Below are 21,866 nucleotides of genomic sequence, written 5' to 3' on the forward strand. Positions count from 1 at the left end.
AAAGGATTTGCCTAGGAGATTTTTATTTGTTTCGTAGGGCAAGTGAAACCAAACGCCATGTTCTGGCTCGTTTCACTTCACGCCGCCTACTGGGGGGCCTGCATCCTCAAGCGGCTCTAAGACAATTCGATGACTGCTTTGATCACATTCGAATCGGGCTCGGTGAAGGACTCAAAATCATCAAGTACCGAATCAAATTGCGTTCGGTGAGTGATCCACGGATCCGTGTTGATCGCTCCTTCTTCGATCAAGCTTATGATTCGGGTGAAATCGGGTGGCAATGCGTTTCGAGAAGCGAGCAGGGTCGCTTCGGGGCGATGCAGGGTCGGATGCTTGAACGACACTTCCTCTGTTGTGATCCCCACGTAAACCAACCTGCCTGTTGGTGCTAGGTGATTCAGCGCGCTGGCCATCGAATGCTTGTTTCCCGTCGCATCGGTGACGACTTGATATTTATCACCGTCGGTTAGTTCGGCGATGCGCTCCATTTCGCTGCCGTCGCCTCGAAACAGAATTGTGTTTTCAATTCCATAATTCTGGCGTACAAAATCAAGTCGAGCTTCGTTCATGTCCATCACACTGATGGTTGCTCCGGTCAGTTTGGCAAATTCGAGAGTTGCTAATCCAATGGGGCCCATGCCTATGATCAATGCGTGATCTTTTGCACCGAATTCACCGGATCCTGGGGCACCTCGATCGTTCGCGTGACAACCGATTGCTAAGGTTTCCACGAGTGCGAGTTGGTCATAGGAAAGTTTGTTTGATACATGAAGTTTCGCAGCGCGAACCAAAAAGGAATCGCATAGACCGCCGTCGGTCATCACGCCAATGACTTTCAAATTTTGGCAACAATTCATTGCTCCGTGCCGGCATGCATAGCATTTGCCACAATTCATATAGGGCTCGACACTGCAACGGTCACCAGGCTTGATGTTCGTGACACCCTCACCGACGGCAATCACTTCCACGCCAAGTTCATGTCCAGGAATACGCGGAAAATCAAAAAACGGAAACTTGCCCAAGTAACAACTGATGTCCGTTCCACACACACCCATGCGGTGTGTTTTGACGAGCGCTTGGCCAGCCGTTGGGCTTGCCGGCGCATCGATTTCGATTCGTTTCAGTGTTTTCGGTTCGGCTATCTGAATGGCACGCATGACGACTCTGCTTCCTATAAAAGACTAAAGGCTGTAGATGCGGTTGGCATTGTTTGCATAAAAATCGTTTTGTTCGTCCGCAGATAATTGACTCGTCCATTCCCGTACGGTGCGGAGCCAAGCATCATAATCGGTTTTTAACAAACAAACCGGCCAATCGCTTCCAAACATCAACCGCTTTGCCGAAAACGCTTCGAGGGTCACGTCAAAGTAGCATCGTAGTGATTCGGTGTCCCACGATGGGTCGCGAACTTCGGTCACGACGCCCGAAAACTTACACGACACATTTTCGCGTTTGGCTAGTTCTCGCAGGTTGGTTTCCCACGCATTGTCAAACTGTTTCTTGGCGATGGTTGGTTTCGCGATGTGATCCAGGACAAAAGTTTGGTTGGGGTGCATGTCGACAAATTCAATCACGCGGGGCAATTGACGAGCAAAAACCAAAATGTCGTACACCAATTTCCGCTCGGCTAACAAGGCGATGCCTTGGTTGAAGTCGTTTCCAAGAAGAAAACGATCGTCTGGTTCGTCTTGGACCACATGTCGCACGCCTTTCAAAACCGGCGAATTGGCGTAGTGATCTAGTATCGCGGTAATTTCAGGAGACGCCAACGGGACCCATCCCACGACACCGCGAATCAGAGGTTCCGATTGGGCGATTCCAAGAAGCCAATCCGTTTCTTCGAGAGATTGCCTCGCTTGAACAGAGACAAAACCATCAATACCTGACTCCGAAGCGACTCGCTGCAATTCGGCTGCCATGAAATCATGCCGGAGGATTGGCATGTCGGCTGAAATCCAGGTGTATTCTTCGGGAGAATACTTCCAAAGGTGGTGGTGGCTATCGATAAGCATGATGCACCCGGGGGCAAGTGACTTTGGGACGGGAATAGCAGGGGCCGCGCAGAATTCATCCCGTGACCGCAGGTTGAAAATACGTTGCTAGCGAAGTGGCCACAATCCCGGCCCTTCTTTTTCGCCAATCCTGCACTGCCTCCCAACCAGCATAACCCGAATCATCGTTCTCTTTTCGCGGATCGTGAAGGAACGTGGAGTAACTGGTCGATGCTAGCATTGTTCCCATGATCCCAATCCCTGCCGAGATGATCGGCTCTTTTGCATTCCAGCCCTCCCAGCGTCTTCACGGATTCAGCCGTCGCCACCCTCCAAGTTCGCGACCAGCCAGAAACCGTGATGATTCGGATGCAAACGAGCCCGACCAGCTTGGCATATCGCCGCTCGAGCCATCCATGACACAATCTGATCTTATATCCGACGATGTTGAGACCAATGTCGACACCCCCGTTGATCCTGACGTTGCTTCCGATCTAGCAGCCAATATTGACGTTAAACTTGAACTTGCCGAATCGCGGCTTTCAAAAATCAAGAAAGGTTCACGAACGGGTGCAGCCCAGTCGCCGTTAGAAACCTACCTCCGCGAAATCAACGAAACGGCATTGTTGACCGCCGATGACGAGCTTGAGTTAGCAGGGCGAATCGCACAAGGCGACGCCCTGGCACGCGACCGAATGGTGCGAGCCAATCTGCGGCTCGTCGTCAATATTGCACGCGGTTACACCGGCAAAGGTCTTGGCCTGCAAGACTTGATCGAAGAAGGCAACTTGGGATTGCTGCGGGCGGTTGAAGGTTTTGATCCCAGCGTCGGAACACGGTTTAGTACTTACGCAAGCTATTGGATCAAACAATCGATCAAACGAGCACTTATCAATAGTGCCAAGACGATTCGCATACCGGCGTACATGGTTGAGTTGCTTAGCAAATGGCGACGGGCTACTGCTAGGCTCAATGAAGAATTCGGTCGGACGCCGTCGAACGAAGAAATCGCCCGTTTGCTCGGTTTGCCGAAGAAAAAGTTGCCGATCATTCGAAAAGCGATCCGGATCAGCAACAGCACGCCGCAAAGTGATCAAACCGAAGCGGGATGGTCACTTGGCGATATGGTGATGGACGAGCGTTTGAAGGCTCCCGATGAGGAAATGCTTGATCACGATATTCTGCGACACGCAATGGAATTGTTAGGCGATCTCGAGGAGCGTGAGGCGACGGTATTGAAGCTTCGCTTTGGTCTTGGCGGATGTGAACCCAAGACGCTCAAAGAGATCGGAGCGGAACTAGGTTTAACTCGAGAGCGAGTGCGTCAGATTGAAACGGAAGCCCTCCGACGATTGGCCGATGGGCTGAGTGATCCGCACGAACGGATTTTTGGCTAACTAGCGCATTCTAGGTAGACGTATTCAAACCAAACGCCCAAGCCGAATCTTGGGGCGTGATTGGGGGGCCAGGCGTCGGTCGATCCTACACCCACGTGTCGAGAGCCCGTCATGCTCGGGCGGCCACAGCCGGATACGAATGTTCTGGTTTGGGGGACTGCACTGTTCGGGCCTGTTTCATACGGGCCTGTTTCATACGGGCCTGTTTCATACGGGCCTGTTTCATACGGGCCTGTTTCATACGGGCAAACAGCATTGGGTGATTTTTGCATGTTCCTTTTTTAGGTAACACGAATCAATCCCTCTTCTTTCCGTGCGTGGACTTCTGCGACTCCGCACGCTGGCTCATCCCGATTCCCACGTTGGGCACGAAAGTCGATTCAAGCGAGTTACAACACTCCTCGGATGATAAAGACGGACGCGGGCATGCGCTCATTCGAGCGAAAAAAAGGACTACGTTATTCCGCAAACACGGGGCATTGCCAATTTGTGGGCTCTCGTCTCGCCTATTTGAAAAAAACAATCACAGTTGACCCATCTTCGCTAACCTCGTAACTTGCCCTCATGGAAGCATTTAGGTCGCCATTTTTGGGGCTGTTGCGAGAACCTGTGTGGTCTCAAGACTGTCCATGGCCCCCAATTTGCCCTGATTGTCGCCGGACGAGCGTCATTGTGCCAATTTGACGCTTCCGCTAACGACTTACAATCGCGCGATTCTGAGCAGGAATCGCCGTAATTTGGCGTTTTGCCAATCGAATTACGAATAATTTTTACGACACAACGACGATTCAAACATGTCTTTTTTCGAACGCCTTTTCGATATTCTCGGTGTTATTTTCGGTGGCTTCTTTGGAGGCGTTGAGCGAACGATTACATCGATTTTCGGCTCCGCCAATGCCCGTCAAGTGGCAAAGTTGCAGGTCCGGGCTGAGCGAATCGGAGAGTTGGAGCCCAAGTATGAGGCAATGTCCGACGAGGAACTCCGTGAACAGACAGAGATTTTTCGCCAGCGTCTGCGCGATGGCGAGACGCTCGATGACATCCTCGACGAAGCGTTCGCGGTTTGTCGCGAAGGCGGAAAACGGTTTCTTAACATGCGGCATTACGACGTTCAATTCGTCGGCGGGATGGTGCTCCACAGTGGTGGCATTGCCGAAATGGTGACCGGGGAAGGTAAGACTCTTGTGGCGACTTTGCCAGCGTACTTAAACGCGATCGAAGGCAAGGGAGTTCATGTGGTGACCGTCAATGACTATTTGGCTCGACGTGACATGGAGTGGATGGCGCCGCTCTATATGAATTTGGGGCTCACGGTCAACGCCATCCAATCGGGTATGTCCACGAGTGATAAGCAAGCTGCCTATGCGTGTGACATCACCTATGGAACGAACAATGAATTTGGTTTTGACTATTTGCGTGACAACATGCGTCCGGCAGCCAAGGGTGACGACCGTTACCCGGCTGAAGCACAGCAGTGCCAGGGCCCCTTGAACTTTGCGATCATTGACGAAGTGGACAACATTCTTGTCGACGAAGCGAGGACTCCGTTGATCATCAGCGGCCCGGCGGATTTGGATCTTGGACGCTACGCCGAAGCAGATCGGGTGGCTCGTCAATTGCAGAAGGAAGTTCACTTCACCGTCGACGAAAAACAGCACAACGTCACGCTCAATGACGAAGGGGTTCGCGAAGCCGAAAAGTTGGCTGGCGTCGAGAGTTTCTACACAGCGGGTAACATGGAATGGCCGCACTTGATCGATAATTCGCTCAAGGCACATTTTCTTTACAAGCTTGATGTGAATTACGTGATCAAGGATCGCCAAATCATCATCGTCGACGAGTTTACGGGACGGTTGATGGAAGGACGCCAATGGAGTGACGGATTGCACCAAGCAGTCGAAGCGAAAGAGGGCGTTCCGATCAAGCAGGAAACTCAGACTTTTGCGACAGCATCGCTGCAGAATATCTTCAAGATGTACAAGAAATTGTCGGGGATGACCGGTACCGCGATGACCGAGGCGACCGAGTTCATGAAAATTTACGGTCTCGATGTGGTTGCGATACCGACCAACCGCGAGATGAAACGAATCGAGCATCCCGATCTGATTTACTTGACCGAAAAGGACAAATACAAAGCGTTGGCCGAAGAAGTGGAACGAACGACCAAATGGGACGTCTTGACACTGAAAGATGGCAATGAAATTTGGGGCAAGATTCAAAGTGACGACGATTCGGAAATCACCATCGTTGCCAAAGATGAAAAGCGTGCTGAGAAGGTTGATCGATCGAAAGTGACTCGCGTTGAACGGGCGGGGCGACCCATTTTGATTGGTACCGTCAGCATTGAAAAGAGCGAACGATTGTCCTCGCTTTTGGAACGACGAGGCATCAAACATGATGTGTTGAATGCGAAGAATCACGGTCGTGAGGCGGAGATTGTCGCTCAAGCAGGTCGAGTCAACTCCGTGACCATTGCAACGAATATGGCCGGTCGTGGTACTGACATTGTGCTCGGTGGGAATCCCGAAACCATGGCATGGGCTCAAATGCAACACAAATATCCGACTCGTTTGGAAGTCCCCGATGATGAATGGAACACGCTTGTCAAAGAGATCGATGATCGTGAAAAAATGAGCGAGGAAGGCGACCAGGTTCGCGACCTCGGCGGTCTGTATGTGATTGGAACCGAGCGGCACGAATCGCGACGGATCGATTTGCAGCTTCGAGGTCGTTGCGGTCGTCAAGGCGACCCCGGTTCAAGCCGTTTTTTCTTGTCGCTTGAAGACGATTTGATGCGGATTTTTGCCGGTGACTTCGTCAAGAGCATGATGGAGCGATTGGGAATGCAAGAGGGTGAGGCGATCGAATCGTCACTTGTGACACGGCGAATTGCCGCGGCACAAAAGAAGGTCGAAGAACGCAACTACGAAATTCGGAAGAGTTTGCTCGATTACGACGAAGTGATGGACGAGCAACGCAAACGCGTTTACCGTTATCGCCAAAACTTGCTCGATGGCCACAGTTCGCGAAACATGATCTTGGAATTGATCCGTGCTCAAATCGACAAGTATGTTGGAACTTTTTTGGCTCCATATTATGGAGTAGAGTCGTTTGCTGCCTACGCGGGTGGCCAATTGGATTGCCAATTAGATCCCCGCGATTTTGTAAACATGGACTTTGAAATGGCCAAGTCGTATTCGGTCGATCAGGCCGAGCGTGCTGCCGAAACGACCGTAAGCGAGATTGTTGAAGAAAACTTGCCAGCGGAAATGGAAGACGAATGGAATTGGAAGGCGCTGACGAATTGGTCCAACACGCGATTGGGGACGAACTTCCAAGAGCACCAGCTCAAAAGCTTGAACCGTGACGAGTTGGTTGACGAGTTGACGATCAAGTCGCACGAGCGCATCGGGAAGGTCGATCTTACCGAAGGCGAACCGCTATTGGATGCGGATTTTGGGCTTCGAACATTGTGTAGTTGGATGCGACATAAGTTTGGTATCGAAATCACTCCCGATGAGTTCCGTGATGTGGACGACGTTCGGGCGGTGGCCAAGTCGCTAGTCGAAAAAGCGGAGCATGCCTACTCGGCCAAAGAAGCGGAATACCCAGTAATCGCTGGTATTTCACGTTTCACCGAGAAACAAGGGGCACAAGTTGCCTTGGACCGTGAAGGTTTGGTTGCTTGGGTCCAAAGCCGTTTCGGCGTCGAACTTGGACTTGACGATGTGAGGCTAAACCGTGACGACTTGAAAACTCAGTTGGTTGAATATAGTCGTAAGACGGCGGACGCGGCGGAATTGAAATATGGTGTCGCAGCGGAGAAAATGGACGCCATCTTTGAGGATGCGGACAAGGGCACGACGGCTGCCGTCGCGGCTGGAAAAGAAGGGACACTCGAAGCGTTGATCAAGTGGCTCGAGAATGAGATAAACCACACGGCCGACGCTACCGACATGGGCCGGATGACTCGCAGCGAGATGACGTTGGCCGTCGAGGGCGCCGTGGATGACCGCTTCTATCCTGAGATGCGACGAATGGAACGTCAAATTTTGCTTAGCATTGTCGACGAAGCATGGAAGAATCACTTGTTGACGATGGACCATTTGCGAAGCAGCGTGGGCTTGAAGGGTTACGCCCAAATGGACCCGAAAGTTGAATACAAACGCGAAGGGATGCGGTTGTTCGATTCAATGTGGGAATCGATTGGTGAACGAGTGACCGATTTGATTTTCCGTATGGAGTCGTTCAACCAAGAGTTCATCCGCAGCACTTGGGTCGAAGCAAAAGCGACTCACAATGACCCCCAATCGGCCGGTGGTGGTGTTGCAACGATGCAAACCGATACTCCCAACCAACGAGCGGCTGAGATGAGCAACCGTGGTGAAGAAGCGAAGCCCGATCCGATTCGCCATGATGAACCACGAATTGGTCGAAACGATCCATGTCCATGTGGAAGTGGAAAGAAATACAAGGCATGCTGCATGCGAAAACGAGGGCATGTAGCTTAGTCCAAGGCAATGAGAACAGTGTTTTGCCGGTTCTCACTAGTCACTTAACCTCGCTTGATACGCAATAAACCAACTGAGAACAATTGTTCTACAGTTTTGTTCGGAAAGGATTCCGATGTTCGCCAATTTGATCTACTTTGTCGCATTGCTACTGGTGTCGCCCGTGGTTGTGTATCGCATGTTGCGGCATGGTCGTTATCGTCGCGGTGCAAACGAAAAACTCTTCGGTCTTTCAAAGGCAGCCGCTCATGCGTTGACTGGTGGGAAACCATGTATTTGGATTCACGCGGTAAGCGTTGGCGAAGTCAACTTGGTTCGCGTGCTCGCCGATCGACTTCAAAAGCGACACCCCAATAGTCGGGTTATCGTCAGTTCTTCGACTGACACGGGATACGACTTGGCGGTCAAACTGTTTGGTGCCAAGCGTGTTTTCTTTTGTCCCCTCGACTTCTCGTGGGCTGTGCGACGGGCAATCGAGAATTTGAACCCGTCGATCTTGCTGCTGGCCGAGTTGGAACTTTGGCCCAACCTGATTCGCATCGCTACCGAACGGGAATGTCCTGTGATGGTGTTCAATGCACGGCTAAGCGAAAAGAGCGCCAAACAATACGACCGATTCGGTTTGTTTACTCGCCGTACGTTCGCGCGGATCGCATGGGCCGGTTGCCAGAACGAACAGAATGCTCAGCGGTTTCTACGTTGTGGAACTTTGTCGGAACGGATCGATGTGACGGGGTCTATCAAGTTTGACGACGCGCCGTCAACGCGTGAAACGATCGAAGTCCAATCACGAATGCATTGGGCGGGCGTCGATCCTTGGCATCGAGTTTGGATGGTGGGCAGTACTCAACCGGGCGAAGAAGAAATGGCGATCGAAATTTACAAGAGGCTTCGAAGGTCTCACAAAGAGCTTCGGTTGATTTTGGTTCCGCGACATGTGGAACGTTTCGATGCGGTTGCTGGGTTAGTGAATCGCGCAGGACTAAAAGTTCATCGGCGTAGTATCGATTCTTCACTCGACCAACAAACTTGGAGCAGTGACACGGTGATCTTGGTCGATACGATCGGTGAGCTACGACATTGGTGGGGTGTCTGTCAGATCGCGACGGTCGGTGGTAGTTTTGGTGACCGAGGTGGACAGAATATGCTCGAGCCAGCGGGTTACGGGTGTGCAGTTTCATTTGGGCCAGACACACGCAATTTCAAAGAGATCGCCGACCAATTGATTCTTGAAGGTGGCGCTTTGCGTGTGATGGATTCATCGGAACTGCAGGCGTTTGTGCTGCGATGCTTAGATGACATTCCAATTTCGGATGAGTTAGGCCGAATCGCGCGCCGCGTGATCCGACAACATCAAGGTGCGACTAATCGCACCATCGAAGCGATTGAGTCGAAGATGGTGTCGAGGGTCGCTGGAGTTCCTGCGAAGGCAAAATGCGGCTGACAACGCCGGCCCCGCTTGCGTTTGTGATGCTAAACTATTTTGTGAACCTGCGGCCTACGCTAAAAGCGGAACTGTAGCGTCAGCATGACTAATGGTTGCAAATATTTTCAGGTAGCGTCGTGAATCCGTCTCCGGAATCAACAAACTTGCCTCGCTCCGCCAAAAACGAGATCAAATCTTCCGCTGTCATTTCGGATGCGGAGCACGTATGAAAGCGAGCATCTTCGCCGTATTTTTCGACAATCTCTGTTCGTAATGAGTCGCGAGTGTACGGCTTGCCCGCTGCGACCATCATGTGCATTATCTCGTGGCCGTGGACGGAGTTGGGGTTTTGAATCGAATCGCTCATCGAGTGACGTTTCCTAAAGGGTGATTAGTGATAACCGTTATCCAATATCGGCTGCTATGCTTCATCGCACCTGCGACCTAAGCGATAGCTGCGAAGGGCGTAAACGGCGACCATTCGGCGACCATTCGGCGAATCTTAAATCGCCACATGAAGGTATGGATTAGTAGCATCATTCGCTTTCATCACTGTTTTGGCAACCCGTCGGCGTCTCGGTCGTTGAAAATTGGCAACGATATGCGTGTCAGCCGAATCCGTGAGCGTCAAAGACAGCCGATTCGTTGGGTGCACGCGGGATGCGAATGCCACCAAATGTTGATCGTAACGGTCCCGATATTTGCGGTGATGCTCAGGATGGTGCTCAAAACATGCCGCGGTACAGGTAAGCATCGCACCGGAATATATCAGTCAACAACGATTCTCTCGTAAATTCGTCCACTGCCTCCATTTACAAGTGAGGACGGAGTACTAAGCCTTGTTCGTAGACGGACCGGATGCTAAGGAGTTTGATTGCAGGGACGAATTGACTAATCGTGAGGCGATTTGAAGTGTTGGGTTCGCCCAAATCACATCGTCGATCCGCCTGCTATGGAACTCCCATCTATACAAATATGGTGAAACTATGCAAAGTAGAACTGCCGGGTTTTCCTATTTTATTCACGCAAGAATTGGTAAACGATAATGTCAACGATTCCTGAAGTCACTTCGCCAAACGACCACGCGATGGATCTGCTTTGCGAGCGTTTGTCAGGTTTATCAAACCAGTGGAAAAAGACAAGTGATTGGCCGGCTGAATCGTTGTCAGCATGCAGCCAAGCGGGCGTCTACAAATGGTTCTTGCCAACGGAGTCAGGTGGTTTTGGTTGGAACGAAGTCGACCAGGTTCGCGGTTACCTTCGCCTGTCTCAATCCGATTTGACGACCACCTTCGTTGTTACGCAATTGATGGGGGCGGTTCGGCGGATCGCCGGAAGCGAGAACCCAGAACCTGCGTCGGCTTGGCTCGACAGCTTGATTGCTGGCGAAGCATTTGGAACCGTTGGCATTAGCCACTTGACCACCAGTCGTCGGCATTTAGCAAATCCGGTTCTATTGGCAACCCAAACGGCCAACGGCTTTACGCTTGAAGGGATGTCGCCGTGGGTTACTGGCGTCCCACATGCCGATGTCTATGTGGTAGGAGCAACAATGGGTGACGGCCGAGAACTTTTAGCCGCAGTTCCCCGTGCGCTGGACGGAATCACTCCGTTCCCAGGATTTGACTTGATGGCGTTGTCGGCAAGTTGTACCGACCGCTTGGAATTTGCGAACGTTCAGATTGACGAATCGATGTTGATCGCGGGTCCCATTGAAAACGTAATGCGAACGGGGACCGGTGGCAGGACAGGAGGATTGCAGACATCCACGTTGGCGATTGGTTTATCGCGTGCGGCCGTTGAGTTTCTAAAGCAAGAATCCAATCAACGGTCTGACTTGAAAGAAGCCGCTGAAGAATTAGATGCAATGATTTGTCAGTTGGAGGAAGAGCTGCTGCGAGCAGCCGGCGGTGATGCAGGGTGCGACGCCGCTGACATTCGTGGCCGCGCGAACCGGATTGTGTTGCGGTCCACGCAAGCGGCGTTGACAGCCGCGAAAGGGGCTGGTTATGTCGATGGTCATCCCGTCGGACGATGGTGCCGTGAAGCGATGTTCTTTTTGGTGTGGAGTTGTCCACAACCGGTCGCTCAAGCCTACCTTTGCGAGTTAGCAGGAATCACATGACCAGCGACCTGCAACGACAACGCTCGCGATGCAAGCAGGACGCTCGCGATGCAAGCGGGTTAGTGTGGTGGAGTTTAACCATCGCACGCGTTCGCGACATGGTCGTTCCATTGGAGACGCCCCGTCATCGCGGTGGGTCGCAGTACTTAGACGCGAAACATTTCAGTGAGGCCTTTAAGTACATCCGACAACTGTGCTAATTCCGTACCTGCTTGACGCGTTTGTTCGGCTCCTGCAGCGGTGTCACGCGCGGACGAATCCACTTCGCTGATGTTTTTCGTGATTTCACCGGTTGACATTGCCGTTCGATGGACGGATTTGCTGACCGTCGCGACAGCACACGACGTTTCTTGGACACTTCGAGATATGTCTTTTGTCGCAACGTTCTGTTCCTCGACCGCCGAGGCGATCTTGTTCGATACACTGCTAACTTGTTCGATTACATCGCTAATTTCGCTGATCGAAATAACCGCTTTGCCGGTGGACTCCTGAATATACTCAATCCGGGTTCGGATGTCGTTTGTGGAATCCGTTGTCTGTTTTGCCAATGCTTTGACCTCGCTGGCGACGACAGCAAAGCCTTTGCCAGCTTCGCCCGCTCGGGCTGCTTCGATGGTCGCGTTGAGGGCCAGCAAATTGGTTTGCTCAGCAATGTCTTGAATGACTTCGATGACTCGCCCAATCTCGTCCGCAGCGGTATGTAGTTGGCCAATGGTTTCTTGACTTGATGCCGCCAATGCGGTCGCGTTCCCAGTCACCGAAGAAGACTGTTCGGCATTTCGAGCGATATCGTCAATGCTTGAAGTCACCTGCTCCATTGTTGCGGCGACCGCACGTACATTCATCGACATTTGCTCGGCGGAAGTAGCGATTCCATTCATCTCCTGACTCATATCCGAAGCGGATGCGGAAACCATCGCCGATCGATTCGTTGTTGTCCTGGCACCATCGGATAGTTCCATTGACGTTGTTGTCAGCTGGTTCGATGCGGCGGCCACGAGATGTGAGTTTTCGGTGATCTTTCCAATGATGCCTTGTAAGTGTTCCATGAACAAGTTGAAACTCGAGGCCATTTCGCCGATTTCGTCGCAGGTTGCAACCGAAACTCGCCGCGTCAAGTCGCCACGACCGTCTGCGATCTCACGCAGGCTTCGCGTCATCGACTCAATGGGCTTGTTGATGGTTTTTGCAAAAAAGTGAGCTGATATGCCGAGTGCCAAGATCAGCATCACTGCCCCGACAATAGCCCAAACAATCATTGATTGGAGGCTGTTTTGAACGGAGTTGAATGTGTCGGCAAAGTCGTCTTCGTAAACGCTTGCGACGACAACCCAGTTCCAGGGTTCAAAGTAGCAGCACGCTGCTATTTTCTGGCGATGCGTTTCTTGCCCCTCGTCTTTCCACTCATATCGCTCAACTGCAAGCTCTGCTGTGTCTGTCGCCAACGTATTGTGAACGACGTTCTGAATGAAAAATTCTCCGTTCGCGTCTTTTGAATCCCAAATGTCATCGCCATCTCGCAAGCCATCTTTTGAGAGAATGTATTTGCCTCTCTCGTTGCCCGTTCCACCGACGACGAAAATGTGCCCCGTCTTCCCAACAATGGACTCTTGCATTGCGGTTCGCACATTCGTCATCTCTTCCTGTTTTCGGCCTACATAAAGAACGCCAACCACTTTGTTGTTGTTGTCAAAAATTGGCTCGTACACAGTCGAGTACCAAGCGTCAACGACGTAGGCGCGTCCGCGGAACGTGTCGCCATTCAAGACGGTTTCAACTACCGAATTTGCGGTTCCATCGGGCCCTATCGCAGGGATGTAGGTTCCAATTGCTCTTTTGCCGTCCGTTTTTCGCACGTTTGTACAAACACGCAGCATATCCCCTTGGTCATTTATTCGCTGGAAAATGGTGCATGTCCCACCGACCAATGACTGTACATCATCAACCAGTGGTGACTCTGACTCCATCGATTGATTCTTTCCAATCCATTGGTCACCCAATACCAGTTTTGCCAATTCACAAGATTTCTTTTCTTTTGTGAATTGATTGACCACTTCCCATTGGATGGTTTCGTCCAAAAAACTGACGACCCCGTATTGAGAAAGCTTGTCTCGAGCGACGCTAAGGTCAGCGTCCAATTTTGATTGAACCGCTTGGTGTTGGATCTCCAACATGCGGTACACATCAGTCACTATTTTTTCGCATTCACGCTGTGCTTGATGTTGTGTGCTACGCGCTAGCATCGCTTCGCAGTCGCTTCTTTTGAGATACACCAAACTGACAATCCCAATTGCCATGGCGACGGTTCCGGATACTGCAAATGCGACAATCTTTGTCTTAATTTTCATGTTCTAAACTGGTTTGTGATGGATCGTTCTTGCCCCGTGAACAAAACTTCACTTGCGCCCCGATTCCTCCCTGAATAATTGCCGTGCAATCGGCGAGTGATGAGTTTCACTTGCCAAAATCTAGCCCGTTGATTGTGAGGGGCATTGCGAGAAATTGAATAAAATCTGAAAAACACGACACGAAATAGAGGGTCGGTCAAATTGTTTGACATATTGTCGGGCCACTGTCGGTTGCCGAGCTTCAACATGGCTGGATCGGTCGAATTTGAAAGTGTAAATGCAGGTTGATATTGAGGTCCGCATAGTAGAGAATCGGAGACGATAGAATCCCTCCCCGAGATGATCGGGCATACGGCGCGTCATGATGCACTTCGGTGCTTCGGCTTTTGCGTTTGTGTTGTTCCGACTGTTTCTGCCTCCCCCCCTTTCTCCAATGCTGGAGTTCTCTGTATGCCACTGAAATCGAACACGCAATCGATATCCACGTCACCCGATGCAACCGCTCCGGCCAATACAACCGCACCGTCGCGTCGACATCCGCGTCGACAATTTCTAAAGAGCGCCGTGGTCGCTGGGTCAGCGATCGCCATCCCCCATATCGTTTCTTCAACCGCGTTGGGGCTGGGAAATTCGGTTGTCCCGAGTGATCGAATCGTGCTTGGTGGTATTGGTATTGGAAATCGTGGTTCTTATGACCTTGGCTGCTTTCTCGATCAAGAAGATGTTCAATTTGTGGCCGTCTGTGACATCAAAGAGAAACAACGCCAAGCGGTCAAGAATCGCGCGGACCTTAAGTACGGTAACTCGGATTGCGACACCTATCGCGATTTCCGTGAACTGTTGACTCGCGATGATATCGACGCCGTTCTAATTGCGACGGGCCCGAATTGGCATTGCACCGCTGCTAGCTATGCGGCTCGCGCGGGCAAGGACATGTATTGTGAAAAGCCTTGTACAAAAAATATCTCTCAGAGTTTGTTGTTGGCCGAAACGATGCGCCGCACCGGACGTATTTTTCAAGCCGGTACACAGCGACGAAACTTGCCACATTTCGCATTCGCATGTGAACTAGCACGCACCGGACGACTTGGCAAACTTCGCACGATTTACGCTCATCCCGCCGGAATGACCACAAAGATGAGTGGATGGGTTGCAGCGGAAGCCGAACCACCCAAGGAAGAAGTCGATTGGGACATGTACCTCGGCCCTGCTGCTTGGCGGCCGTATAACAAGCAACTACTCGACGGTTTCAATTTCGAGAAAGGGGGCGGATTAACCGGCGGTGGCGTTCTCGAATGGGGGTCGCACTGCGTCGACCTTTGTCAATGGGCTGCCAATGCCGACAATACTGCTCCGATTCAATATGATGCACCGGATGAAAAAGGAGAGCTGGTTGCCACCTATGCTGATGGAGTGAAGTTGGTCATTCGCAATGACGGATGGTTGAAACTTGGTTCGTGTCCTGTGCGATTCGAAGGGGATGATGGATGGATTGAAACTGGGGATAGCGGAAAATTCGTTTTGAGTTCTCCTGAATTATTGGCTGGACGGGAGGTCCAAGAAATTGGCGGTTACCCCGCGACTTTCCACGTTCGAGATTTTCTTGATAGTGTGAAGACTCGTAGCCAACCCAAAGCAAATGCGGAAGCGGCTTGCTATTCACACATCACATGTCACGCCGCGAACATTGCCGCGTTCTTAAACCGAACGGTTAAGTTTGATCCAGTAGAAAACGTCTTCATCGACGATGCCGAGGCCAATCGGTTGCGCAGCGAAGCGCTTCGTGAACCGTGGCGAATTTAGACAATTTCAATCTTAACTTCCAAACGTATCCCGCCCTCTCTCTCCGCAAGGCCTATCTTCCAATGCCCACGCCCTTTCATTTCCATCTCTCCGGTCGAATCCGGTTGACGTTCCTTCTAAGTTGCTTCGTATTTTGGTTTACTGCCTCGAATCTTCAGTCGGCTGAATCGGAACAACCGCTAATCGAACTACTGGCCTCTGACGCTCCGAAAGCCGACAAGGCGATTACCTGTAAAAAACTTGCCGTATGGGGTTCGGAAAACGCAGTCCCCGAATTGGCAAAATTGCTACCCGATCCCGAATTGACGTCATGGGCACGGATCGCCTTGGAAGCGATTCCAGGCGATGCTGCTGACCAAGCGCTCCTCGAGGCGCTCGAAATCACCGAAGGGCGAATTTTGATTGGCGTGGTGAATTCCATTGCTTTTCGCAAATCAACGGGCGCAATCGAGAAACTAACGGATTTGCTAAGTAATCAGGATGTTGGCGTTGCGTCGTCCGCCGCCGTAGCGATTGGCAAAATTGGAGGCGATGCGGCTGCTGAAACCTTACTCGCAACGATGGCCGATTCAAACAGTGAGCTGAAGTCGGCCGCTGCGGAAGGGGTTATCCTGATTGCCGAAACAACTCTCGCCGCTGGCGATAACGTCGAAGCGGTCAAATTGTACGATTCGGTTCGTCAGTCCGATGTTCCTAAGCAGCGGATCGTCGAAGCTACACGAGGTGCGATATTGGCCCGTGGCGCCGACGGGGTCGAGTTGCTGGTTGATCAGCTCAAGTCGGACGACCGCGTCATGTTGAACATCGGGCTTGCAACGGCACGCGAATTGACGAGCGATGGTACAACGGATGAACTTGTTAAATCGCTGGATCAATTGGACCCGTTTCGCAAAGGCTTGTTGATTCTCGCGATTGCCGATCGTGGTGATGATTCGGTGATTCCGGCAATGAGTGAATTGTCAAAAAGTAGTGACGTGAGTGTGCGTGTTGCTGCGATTGCGGCGATCCAAAGCATCGGCGATGTGTCATGCGTTGATACGCTACTTGATTCAGTAAACGCAGAGAATGCCGAGGTTGCAGATGCAGCGAAAATGGCATTAGCGAACCTCTCCGGTGAAGATGTCGATGCGGCGATTGCCGACCGAGTTGAAGATTCCGATCTACGCGAGGCAGTAATTGAGTTGATCGGGAAACGACGGATCGCTGCAGTTCCCGCATTGCTCAAAGCAGCGAACGACGCTGATGCATCGGTTCGCTCGGCGGCCTTGTCAGCGCTTGGGCAAGTGGCAAGCATCAATGATCTTTCGGTTTTGATTGACCGTGTGAATGATCCAAAAAACAGTGCCGACGCGGAACCTGCACTCGATGCGTTGCGGGCCGCGTGTGTGCGTATGCCTGATCGTGATCTGTGTGCTGAAAAACTGACCACAGCAATGGACAATGCGTCGCAAACGACCAAGATTGCTTTCCTTGAAGTCTTAGCTGGCATGGGAGGCTCGAAGGCATTGGAAACGGTCGGCGACGCCGCGAACAATGGGAACCCAAAGTTGCAGGATGCCGCTAGTCGGTTGTTAGGCGGTTGGATGACGATCGACGCTGCTCCCGTGTTGCTCGAATTGGCTAACAAAGCCGATAACCCCTATCGTATCCGTGCGCTGCGTGGGCATCTGCGAATCGTGCGTCAATTCATCATGCCCGAAGAGCAACGTCCCGTCATGGCAGCTCAAGCCTTGGCGGCAGCCGATCGTGATGCCGAAAAACAATTGGTTCTCGACGCGGTGAAACGCTATCCAAGTATCGCGATGTTGAAGTTGGCAATCGAAGTCTCGAAAACTCCAACGATGGAACAAGAAGCCACGCAAGTGGCGATGGTGGTTGCGAAACAACTCACGGCTTCCGAGGAAGCGATGACGCTGCTGAAAGAACTCCATTACGAGCCCATTGACGTGAAGATTATCGAAGCCACCTATGGAGCGGGCGAACTACAGAAAGATGTGACCAAGGCAGTGCGGAACGCTGTCGGTGATATTCCGTATGTGGCATTGCCCAATTCGTCATTCAATCAGTCGTTTGGTGGTGACCCAGCCCCTGGTGAGAAAAAACTATTGAAGATCAAGTACCAGCTTGATGGAAAAGAAGGCGAAGCGGTTTTCCGTGAAAACACCTCCGTTGTTTTACCGATGATTCCGTAGTCCCATATTTTTCTGACGATCGATCCTATCCCGTTTCCGCTATTGGTAATAACACCATGAAATTTCCATTTTTTTCGATTCTTGTTTGCATCGCGTTCTCTCCGACTTATGGAGTGGAGACGACTTACAAGAAGATGCACCTAACGCCGCTGTTTCATTGCGAAGGTGCTTACCATGGGGATTTCAACCGGGACGGACACGTTGACGTCGTGTCGGGGCCCTATTGGTACGAAGGCCCAAGTTTTCAAACGCGTCATGAGATTCGCGAACCTCAGACGTACGAGCCGACTGCCTATTCGGACAATTTTCTCACCTACACCGGTGACTTCAATGGCGACCAATGGATCGATGTTTTGTACGTTCCGTGGCCCGGCAAGGAAGCTTGGTGGTGCGAGAATCCGGCAGGAAAAGAAGGCCACTGGGAATCACACCCGTGTCTGCAGAACGTCGGCAATGAGTCTCAGGGGTGGGGCGATGTTACTGGTGATGGGCAACCGGAACTGGTTTACAACATCGATGGATTTTTGGGGTATGCAACGTATGATCCCAAACAAGCTGACAAACCCTGGGTGTTTCATGCGATCAGCGATCATCGCGATTACCAGCGATATACCCATGGCGTCGGAATCGGTGACATCAATGGTGACGGGCGAACCGATATGCTCGAAGCAGCCGGTTGGTGGGAACAACCCGAAGACATTCAGTCGACTCGCAAGTGGATTTGGCATCCCTTCAAATTCGCGGAGGCAGGCGCGCATATCCTGGTCAACGATGTCGATGGTGATGGGCTCGCAGACGTGATCACTTCATGGCACGCTCATCTTTACGGGTTGCTTTGGTACAAACAAACTCGCGGTGAAGCGGGGGAGATTGGTTTTGAACGACAAACGATCTTGACACCCGATCCCGATGAATCTTCCGACGAATTGCGGATTAGCCAACTACATGCACTCCAACTTGTGGATATGAATGGTGACGGACTCAAGGATGTATTGACCGGAAAACGGTTCTGGGCACATGGGCCCACCGGCGATGTTGAAGCAAACGCGCCCGCAGTGGTTTATTGGTTCGAACTCGTGCGAGATGCCGACGGGAACGCGAAATTTGTACCGCACATGATCGATGACGATTCAGGTGTTGGAACGCAAGTGGCCGCAACCGACTTGAACCAAGACACCGTTCCTGATGTGATTGTTGGTAACAAGAAAGGAACATTCGTGTTCTTGAGCGAAACCGAATCAAAAGATTAGCACACCAAGGATTGCTGCGCGTATTAGTGGTTTGATCGCGCTTTATGCGTTTGGTATTCGCGCCAATCGTATCTGCGACGATGAAAATATCTTGCGGCCAAGCCAAGTTCGGAACAATTTGGGATCGAGTTCTGAATGATCTCGTCTAATATGAATTCACCCATTAGTTTTAACCCTAAAGAGATTAGAAAGTATTTGATGAACTGTAGACTCATGAGCTCACTCCTTGCCTGTGGCTTGCTTCTTGTTTCCGCAATGACGGCATGTGCCGAAGCACCAGCGGTCAACTCGCTTACAGCTAAAGAAGCAGCGGATGGATGGATTTTGTTGTTCGATGGAAAAACGATGGACGCTTGGCGAAATTATCGCAAAGACGAAGTCAGTGACGGATGGAAGGTAGTCGATGGTACGATTAAGCGAGTCGGCAGCGCTGGCGATATTGTCACTCGCGAACAATACGAAGCGTACGAGTTGACGCTTGACTACAAAATTTCCAAAGGTGGAAACAGTGGTCTGATGTTCCACGTTACCGAACAAGGGAATACCCCTTGGATGACCGGTCCTGAAATTCAGATCCAAGACAACAAAGATGGACATGACCCACAGAAAGCGGGTTGGTTGTACCAATTGTACAAAGCCGATGAGGATGCGACGAATCCTGTTGGGCAGTGGAACACGCTTCGTGTCGTGATCTCACCTGAAAAGAGCGAGATATATATGAATGGCACGAAGTACTGCGAATTTGTCAAAGGAAGCGACGATTGGAACGAGCGAGTTGCGAACAGCAAATTTGGCTCGATGCCATTGTTTGGCAAAGCAACCAAGGGACACGTCGCACTTCAGGATCATGGAAACGAAGTCGCGTTCCGAAGTCTCAAAATCCGACCCATTGCGAAGTAAAGGCAATCACAGCCAAGACGATCAAAAAACGTTAGGCAACCAGCCTTCTGGTTGCCTACTTTTTTGGGGCGTAGCGAATTTTTAATTTCTGCTGAGGAAACGTCGGAGCAATAACTGCGACACCCTCTTTGGCGTGAAGGCCAATTCCATGGTTACTCCGAAATGCCCCTTCGGCTTCTATTTGTTATCCTTGCCTTTGTTGTTTTTGTCGACGGCAGCGGTTTGATATTTTGGGTTAGGCTGGTGAGCAACCAATGCGTCGGCCGATCCAAACCAATTGAGTAGATCGTCGAGTAATTCGTCTCGCTTGGTCGGATTCACGTTGGCCAGATTGGTTCGCTCGCCGATGTCGTTCTTCAAATCGTAAAGTTCAACGGCATTGTTCCCGTCTATTTTTTTGCGACCGCCATCGAGTTGCCATTCTTCGTGATAGAGGTGCAGTTTCCAGTCACCTTTATGGATGACACTGACCGGACGCGTTCGGAAACCGGTGCGAACGTCTAATTCGCGACCTCGGATCACCGGTCTGTCGAGGTAACCTGGGAAATGCCAGAAAATCGACGAACGGTTCAGTGCACCTTCTCCCTTGAACAGGGGCAACAGGCTTTCGCCATCGAGGACTTTTCCGTTTGGCGATGACGCCCCGGCAGCATCAAGGAATGTCGGATAGAGGTCGACATTGATCACGGGGACATCACAACGAGTGCCAGGTTGCGTAACGCCAGGCCAACGGACGATGAACGGTTCACGAATCCCACCTTCATAGTAACAACCCTTGTTGCCACGCAGTGGTTCCTGCGGTGACAGCGGTGTGGCCCCATTGTCGCTTGTAAATACTAAAAGCGTGTTCTCGGCCAAATCCAATTCATCGAGTTTTTGGATTAGCATTCCCACACTCGCATCGAAGTCATACGTACATGCAGCGTACATCACGTGTTTGTGCTGAGCCTCAGGTGTTTTAGCTTGGAACTTCGCAACGGTTTCCGGTCGGCCTTGTAGTGGTCCGTGAATCGCATGGTGAGCTAAATAACAGAAAAACGGGCGGTCCTTGTTGGATTCCATGAATTCGCACGCTTTCCGCGTCAATGTGAACACTCCTTTAGGATCGGTCGGAGGTCCAGTCTTATTGCTTTCGGAACCCTCCTTCAATTCACCGTCGCCGAATGAGTCGAATGAGACATCAAATCCCTGTTCCGTCGGTAGCGCGCCATCTTTGCCGGCGAGATGCCATTTGCCGAAGTGACCCGTGACATATCCGGCTGCCTTCAACGCATCGGCGAAGGTGACGTTGTCTTTGGCTAGCCCGCTACGATTGGGAATGGGAATCAATCGTTGACGCGATAACTTCCCTCGGCCTGTGCTGCCTACTGCGTAGATATGGTGTCGTGGCGTGTAAGTTCCCGACAATAGACACGCGCGGCTTGGCGCACAATTCCCTGCCGCAGCGTAGGCGGCACTGAATACCATGCCTTGCTTTGCCAAGTGATCGAGGTGAGGCGTTTCTATTACATCGCTGCCCTGATAGCCCACATCTTTCCAACCTAAGTCATCAGCAAAAACGAGAACGATGTTGGGACGTTGGTCCGCCTCCGCTAAAGCCGAACCGAGGCCAAAGGTCACACACAAAACAGCTAGAAAGATTTTCATTTGTTGTTAAACCGTTTCTTCAATGACATAGGGGGGCGATGGACGCGTTTCAATATTCTATTTGCTTCATCGAGTCGAGGTCGCTCAGCAAACGATTTGCTGTTCGGATTTAACGCATTTGTTTCATCAACCTGCCAAGGGGGCTTCTCGAAGTCGACGTCAATCGCGTCCATTTGTTCCGTGAATCGCCCCAGTACTTCTGTTAGCGAACCGAATAGGTCAACTCGAATATCCAAATCATTTGCGTTTGATGACGTGCCGGTATGGATGGATGTA

Annotated in this window: 13 protein-coding genes; 8 read left to right on the top strand and 5 right to left on the bottom strand. The window is 51.4% G+C overall.

The genetic code is table 11. The features are described 5' to 3' along the window. Positions 1-116: 116 nt before the first annotated feature. Together CA13_RS26275 and CA13_RS26280 are read right to left on the bottom strand one after the other, a co-directional pair. Positions 117-1,157 (bottom strand): zinc-binding alcohol dehydrogenase family protein, encoded by a 1,041-nt coding sequence (locus CA13_RS26275; protein WP_146401754.1) that lies wholly within the window; start codon positions 1,155-1,157, stop codon positions 117-119. A gap of 24 nt (positions 1,158-1,181) precedes the next feature. Then, positions 1,182-2,012: an amidohydrolase family protein gene (locus CA13_RS26280; RefSeq protein WP_146401756.1), complete on the bottom strand. Its 831-nt coding sequence runs from the start codon at positions 2,010-2,012 to the stop codon at positions 1,182-1,184. A 395-nt stretch (positions 2,013-2,407) separates the two neighbouring features. Between CA13_RS26280 and CA13_RS26285 the strand changes: the two genes are divergently transcribed. From CA13_RS26285 to CA13_RS26300, 3 genes are all read left to right on the top strand, one after another. After that, on the top strand, positions 2,408-3,388 hold the full coding sequence (locus tag CA13_RS26285; protein WP_146401758.1) for a sigma-70 family RNA polymerase sigma factor: 981 nt from the start codon (positions 2,408-2,410) through the stop codon (positions 3,386-3,388). A 794-nt stretch (positions 3,389-4,182) separates the two neighbouring features. After that, positions 4,183-7,899 carry a preprotein translocase subunit SecA gene (gene secA, locus CA13_RS26295; protein WP_146401760.1) on the top strand — a complete coding sequence of 1,239 codons (3,717 nt, stop codon included), beginning with the start codon at positions 4,183-4,185 and terminating at the stop codon, positions 7,897-7,899. 115 nt (positions 7,900-8,014) lie between these two features. After that, complete coding sequence (locus CA13_RS26300) at positions 8,015-9,343, top strand: 3-deoxy-D-manno-octulosonic acid transferase (RefSeq protein ID WP_146401762.1); 1,329 nt, start codon at positions 8,015-8,017, stop codon at positions 9,341-9,343. 88 nt (positions 9,344-9,431) lie between these two features. On the opposite strand, the gene CA13_RS26305 is transcribed toward CA13_RS26300, so the two are convergent. After that, positions 9,432-9,692 (bottom strand): YecH family metal-binding protein, encoded by a 261-nt coding sequence (locus CA13_RS26305; RefSeq protein ID WP_146401764.1) that lies wholly within the window; start codon positions 9,690-9,692, stop codon positions 9,432-9,434. A 678-nt stretch (positions 9,693-10,370) separates the two neighbouring features. On the opposite strand from CA13_RS26305, the gene CA13_RS26310 reads away from it, so the two are divergent. Then, positions 10,371-11,450, top strand: coding sequence for an acyl-CoA dehydrogenase family protein (locus CA13_RS26310; protein ID WP_146401766.1), 1,080 nt, complete (start codon positions 10,371-10,373; stop codon positions 11,448-11,450). Positions 11,451-11,596: 146 nt separating this feature from the next. Here the strand turns inward: CA13_RS26310 and CA13_RS26315 are convergent, their stop codons facing one another. Further along, positions 11,597-13,798, bottom strand: a complete 2,202-nt coding sequence (locus CA13_RS26315; protein ID WP_146401768.1) for a methyl-accepting chemotaxis protein — start codon at positions 13,796-13,798, stop codon at positions 11,597-11,599. A 450-nt stretch (positions 13,799-14,248) separates the two neighbouring features. On the opposite strand from CA13_RS26315, the gene CA13_RS26320 reads away from it, so the two are divergent. The 4 genes from CA13_RS26320 to CA13_RS26335 all read left to right on the top strand — a co-directional run bounded on the left by CA13_RS26320 (position 14,249) and on the right by CA13_RS26335 (position 19,943). After that, positions 14,249-15,601, top strand: a complete 1,353-nt coding sequence (locus CA13_RS26320; RefSeq protein WP_146401770.1) for a Gfo/Idh/MocA family protein — start codon at positions 14,249-14,251, stop codon at positions 15,599-15,601. A gap of 62 nt (positions 15,602-15,663) precedes the next feature. Next, entirely contained in the window at positions 15,664-17,793 is a 2,130-nt protein-coding gene (locus CA13_RS26325; protein WP_146401772.1) for a HEAT repeat domain-containing protein, read from the top strand. 56 nt (positions 17,794-17,849) lie between these two features. Continuing rightward, positions 17,850-19,043 carry an FG-GAP repeat domain-containing protein gene (locus CA13_RS26330; protein WP_146401774.1) on the top strand — a complete coding sequence of 398 codons (1,194 nt, stop codon included), beginning with the start codon at positions 17,850-17,852 and terminating at the stop codon, positions 19,041-19,043. 213 nt (positions 19,044-19,256) lie between these two features. Further along, entirely contained in the window at positions 19,257-19,943 is a 687-nt protein-coding gene (locus tag CA13_RS26335; protein WP_419194849.1) for a 3-keto-disaccharide hydrolase, read from the top strand. Positions 19,944-20,120: 177 nt separating this feature from the next. On the opposite strand, the gene CA13_RS26340 is transcribed toward CA13_RS26335, so the two are convergent. After that, on the bottom strand, positions 20,121-21,590 hold the full coding sequence (locus tag CA13_RS26340; RefSeq protein WP_146401776.1) for a sulfatase: 1,470 nt from the start codon (positions 21,588-21,590) through the stop codon (positions 20,121-20,123). Positions 21,591-21,866: the final 276 nt, after the last annotated feature.

The sequence above is a fragment of the Novipirellula herctigrandis genome (assembly GCA_007859835.1).
GTDB lineage: Bacteria > Planctomycetota > Planctomycetia > Pirellulales > Pirellulaceae > Novipirellula_A > Novipirellula_A herctigrandis.

Excerpts from the sequence above, each read along its gene's own strand:
- CA13_RS26275 (WP_146401754.1), bottom strand. The coding sequence starts at position 1,157 with ATGCGTGCCATTCAGATAGCCGAACCGAAAACACTGAAACGAATCGAA.
- CA13_RS26280 (WP_146401756.1), bottom strand. The coding sequence starts at position 2,012 with ATGCTTATCGATAGCCACCACCACCTTTGGAAGTATTCTCCCGAAGAA.
- CA13_RS26285 (WP_146401758.1), top strand. The coding sequence starts at position 2,408 with ATGACACAATCTGATCTTATATCCGACGATGTTGAGACCAATGTCGAC.
- secA (WP_146401760.1), top strand. The coding sequence starts at position 4,183 with ATGTCTTTTTTCGAACGCCTTTTCGATATTCTCGGTGTTATTTTCGGT.
- CA13_RS26300 (WP_146401762.1), top strand. The coding sequence starts at position 8,015 with ATGTTCGCCAATTTGATCTACTTTGTCGCATTGCTACTGGTGTCGCCC.
- CA13_RS26305 (WP_146401764.1), bottom strand. The coding sequence starts at position 9,692 with ATGAGCGATTCGATTCAAAACCCCAACTCCGTCCACGGCCACGAGATA.
- CA13_RS26310 (WP_146401766.1), top strand. The coding sequence starts at position 10,371 with ATGTCAACGATTCCTGAAGTCACTTCGCCAAACGACCACGCGATGGAT.
- CA13_RS26315 (WP_146401768.1), bottom strand. The coding sequence starts at position 13,798 with ATGAAAATTAAGACAAAGATTGTCGCATTTGCAGTATCCGGAACCGTC.
- CA13_RS26320 (WP_146401770.1), top strand. The coding sequence starts at position 14,249 with ATGCCACTGAAATCGAACACGCAATCGATATCCACGTCACCCGATGCA.
- CA13_RS26325 (WP_146401772.1), top strand. The coding sequence starts at position 15,664 with ATGCCCACGCCCTTTCATTTCCATCTCTCCGGTCGAATCCGGTTGACG.
- CA13_RS26330 (WP_146401774.1), top strand. The coding sequence starts at position 17,850 with ATGAAATTTCCATTTTTTTCGATTCTTGTTTGCATCGCGTTCTCTCCG.
- CA13_RS26335 (WP_419194849.1), top strand. The coding sequence starts at position 19,257 with ATGAGCTCACTCCTTGCCTGTGGCTTGCTTCTTGTTTCCGCAATGACG.
- CA13_RS26340 (WP_146401776.1), bottom strand. The coding sequence starts at position 21,590 with ATGAAAATCTTTCTAGCTGTTTTGTGTGTGACCTTTGGCCTCGGTTCG.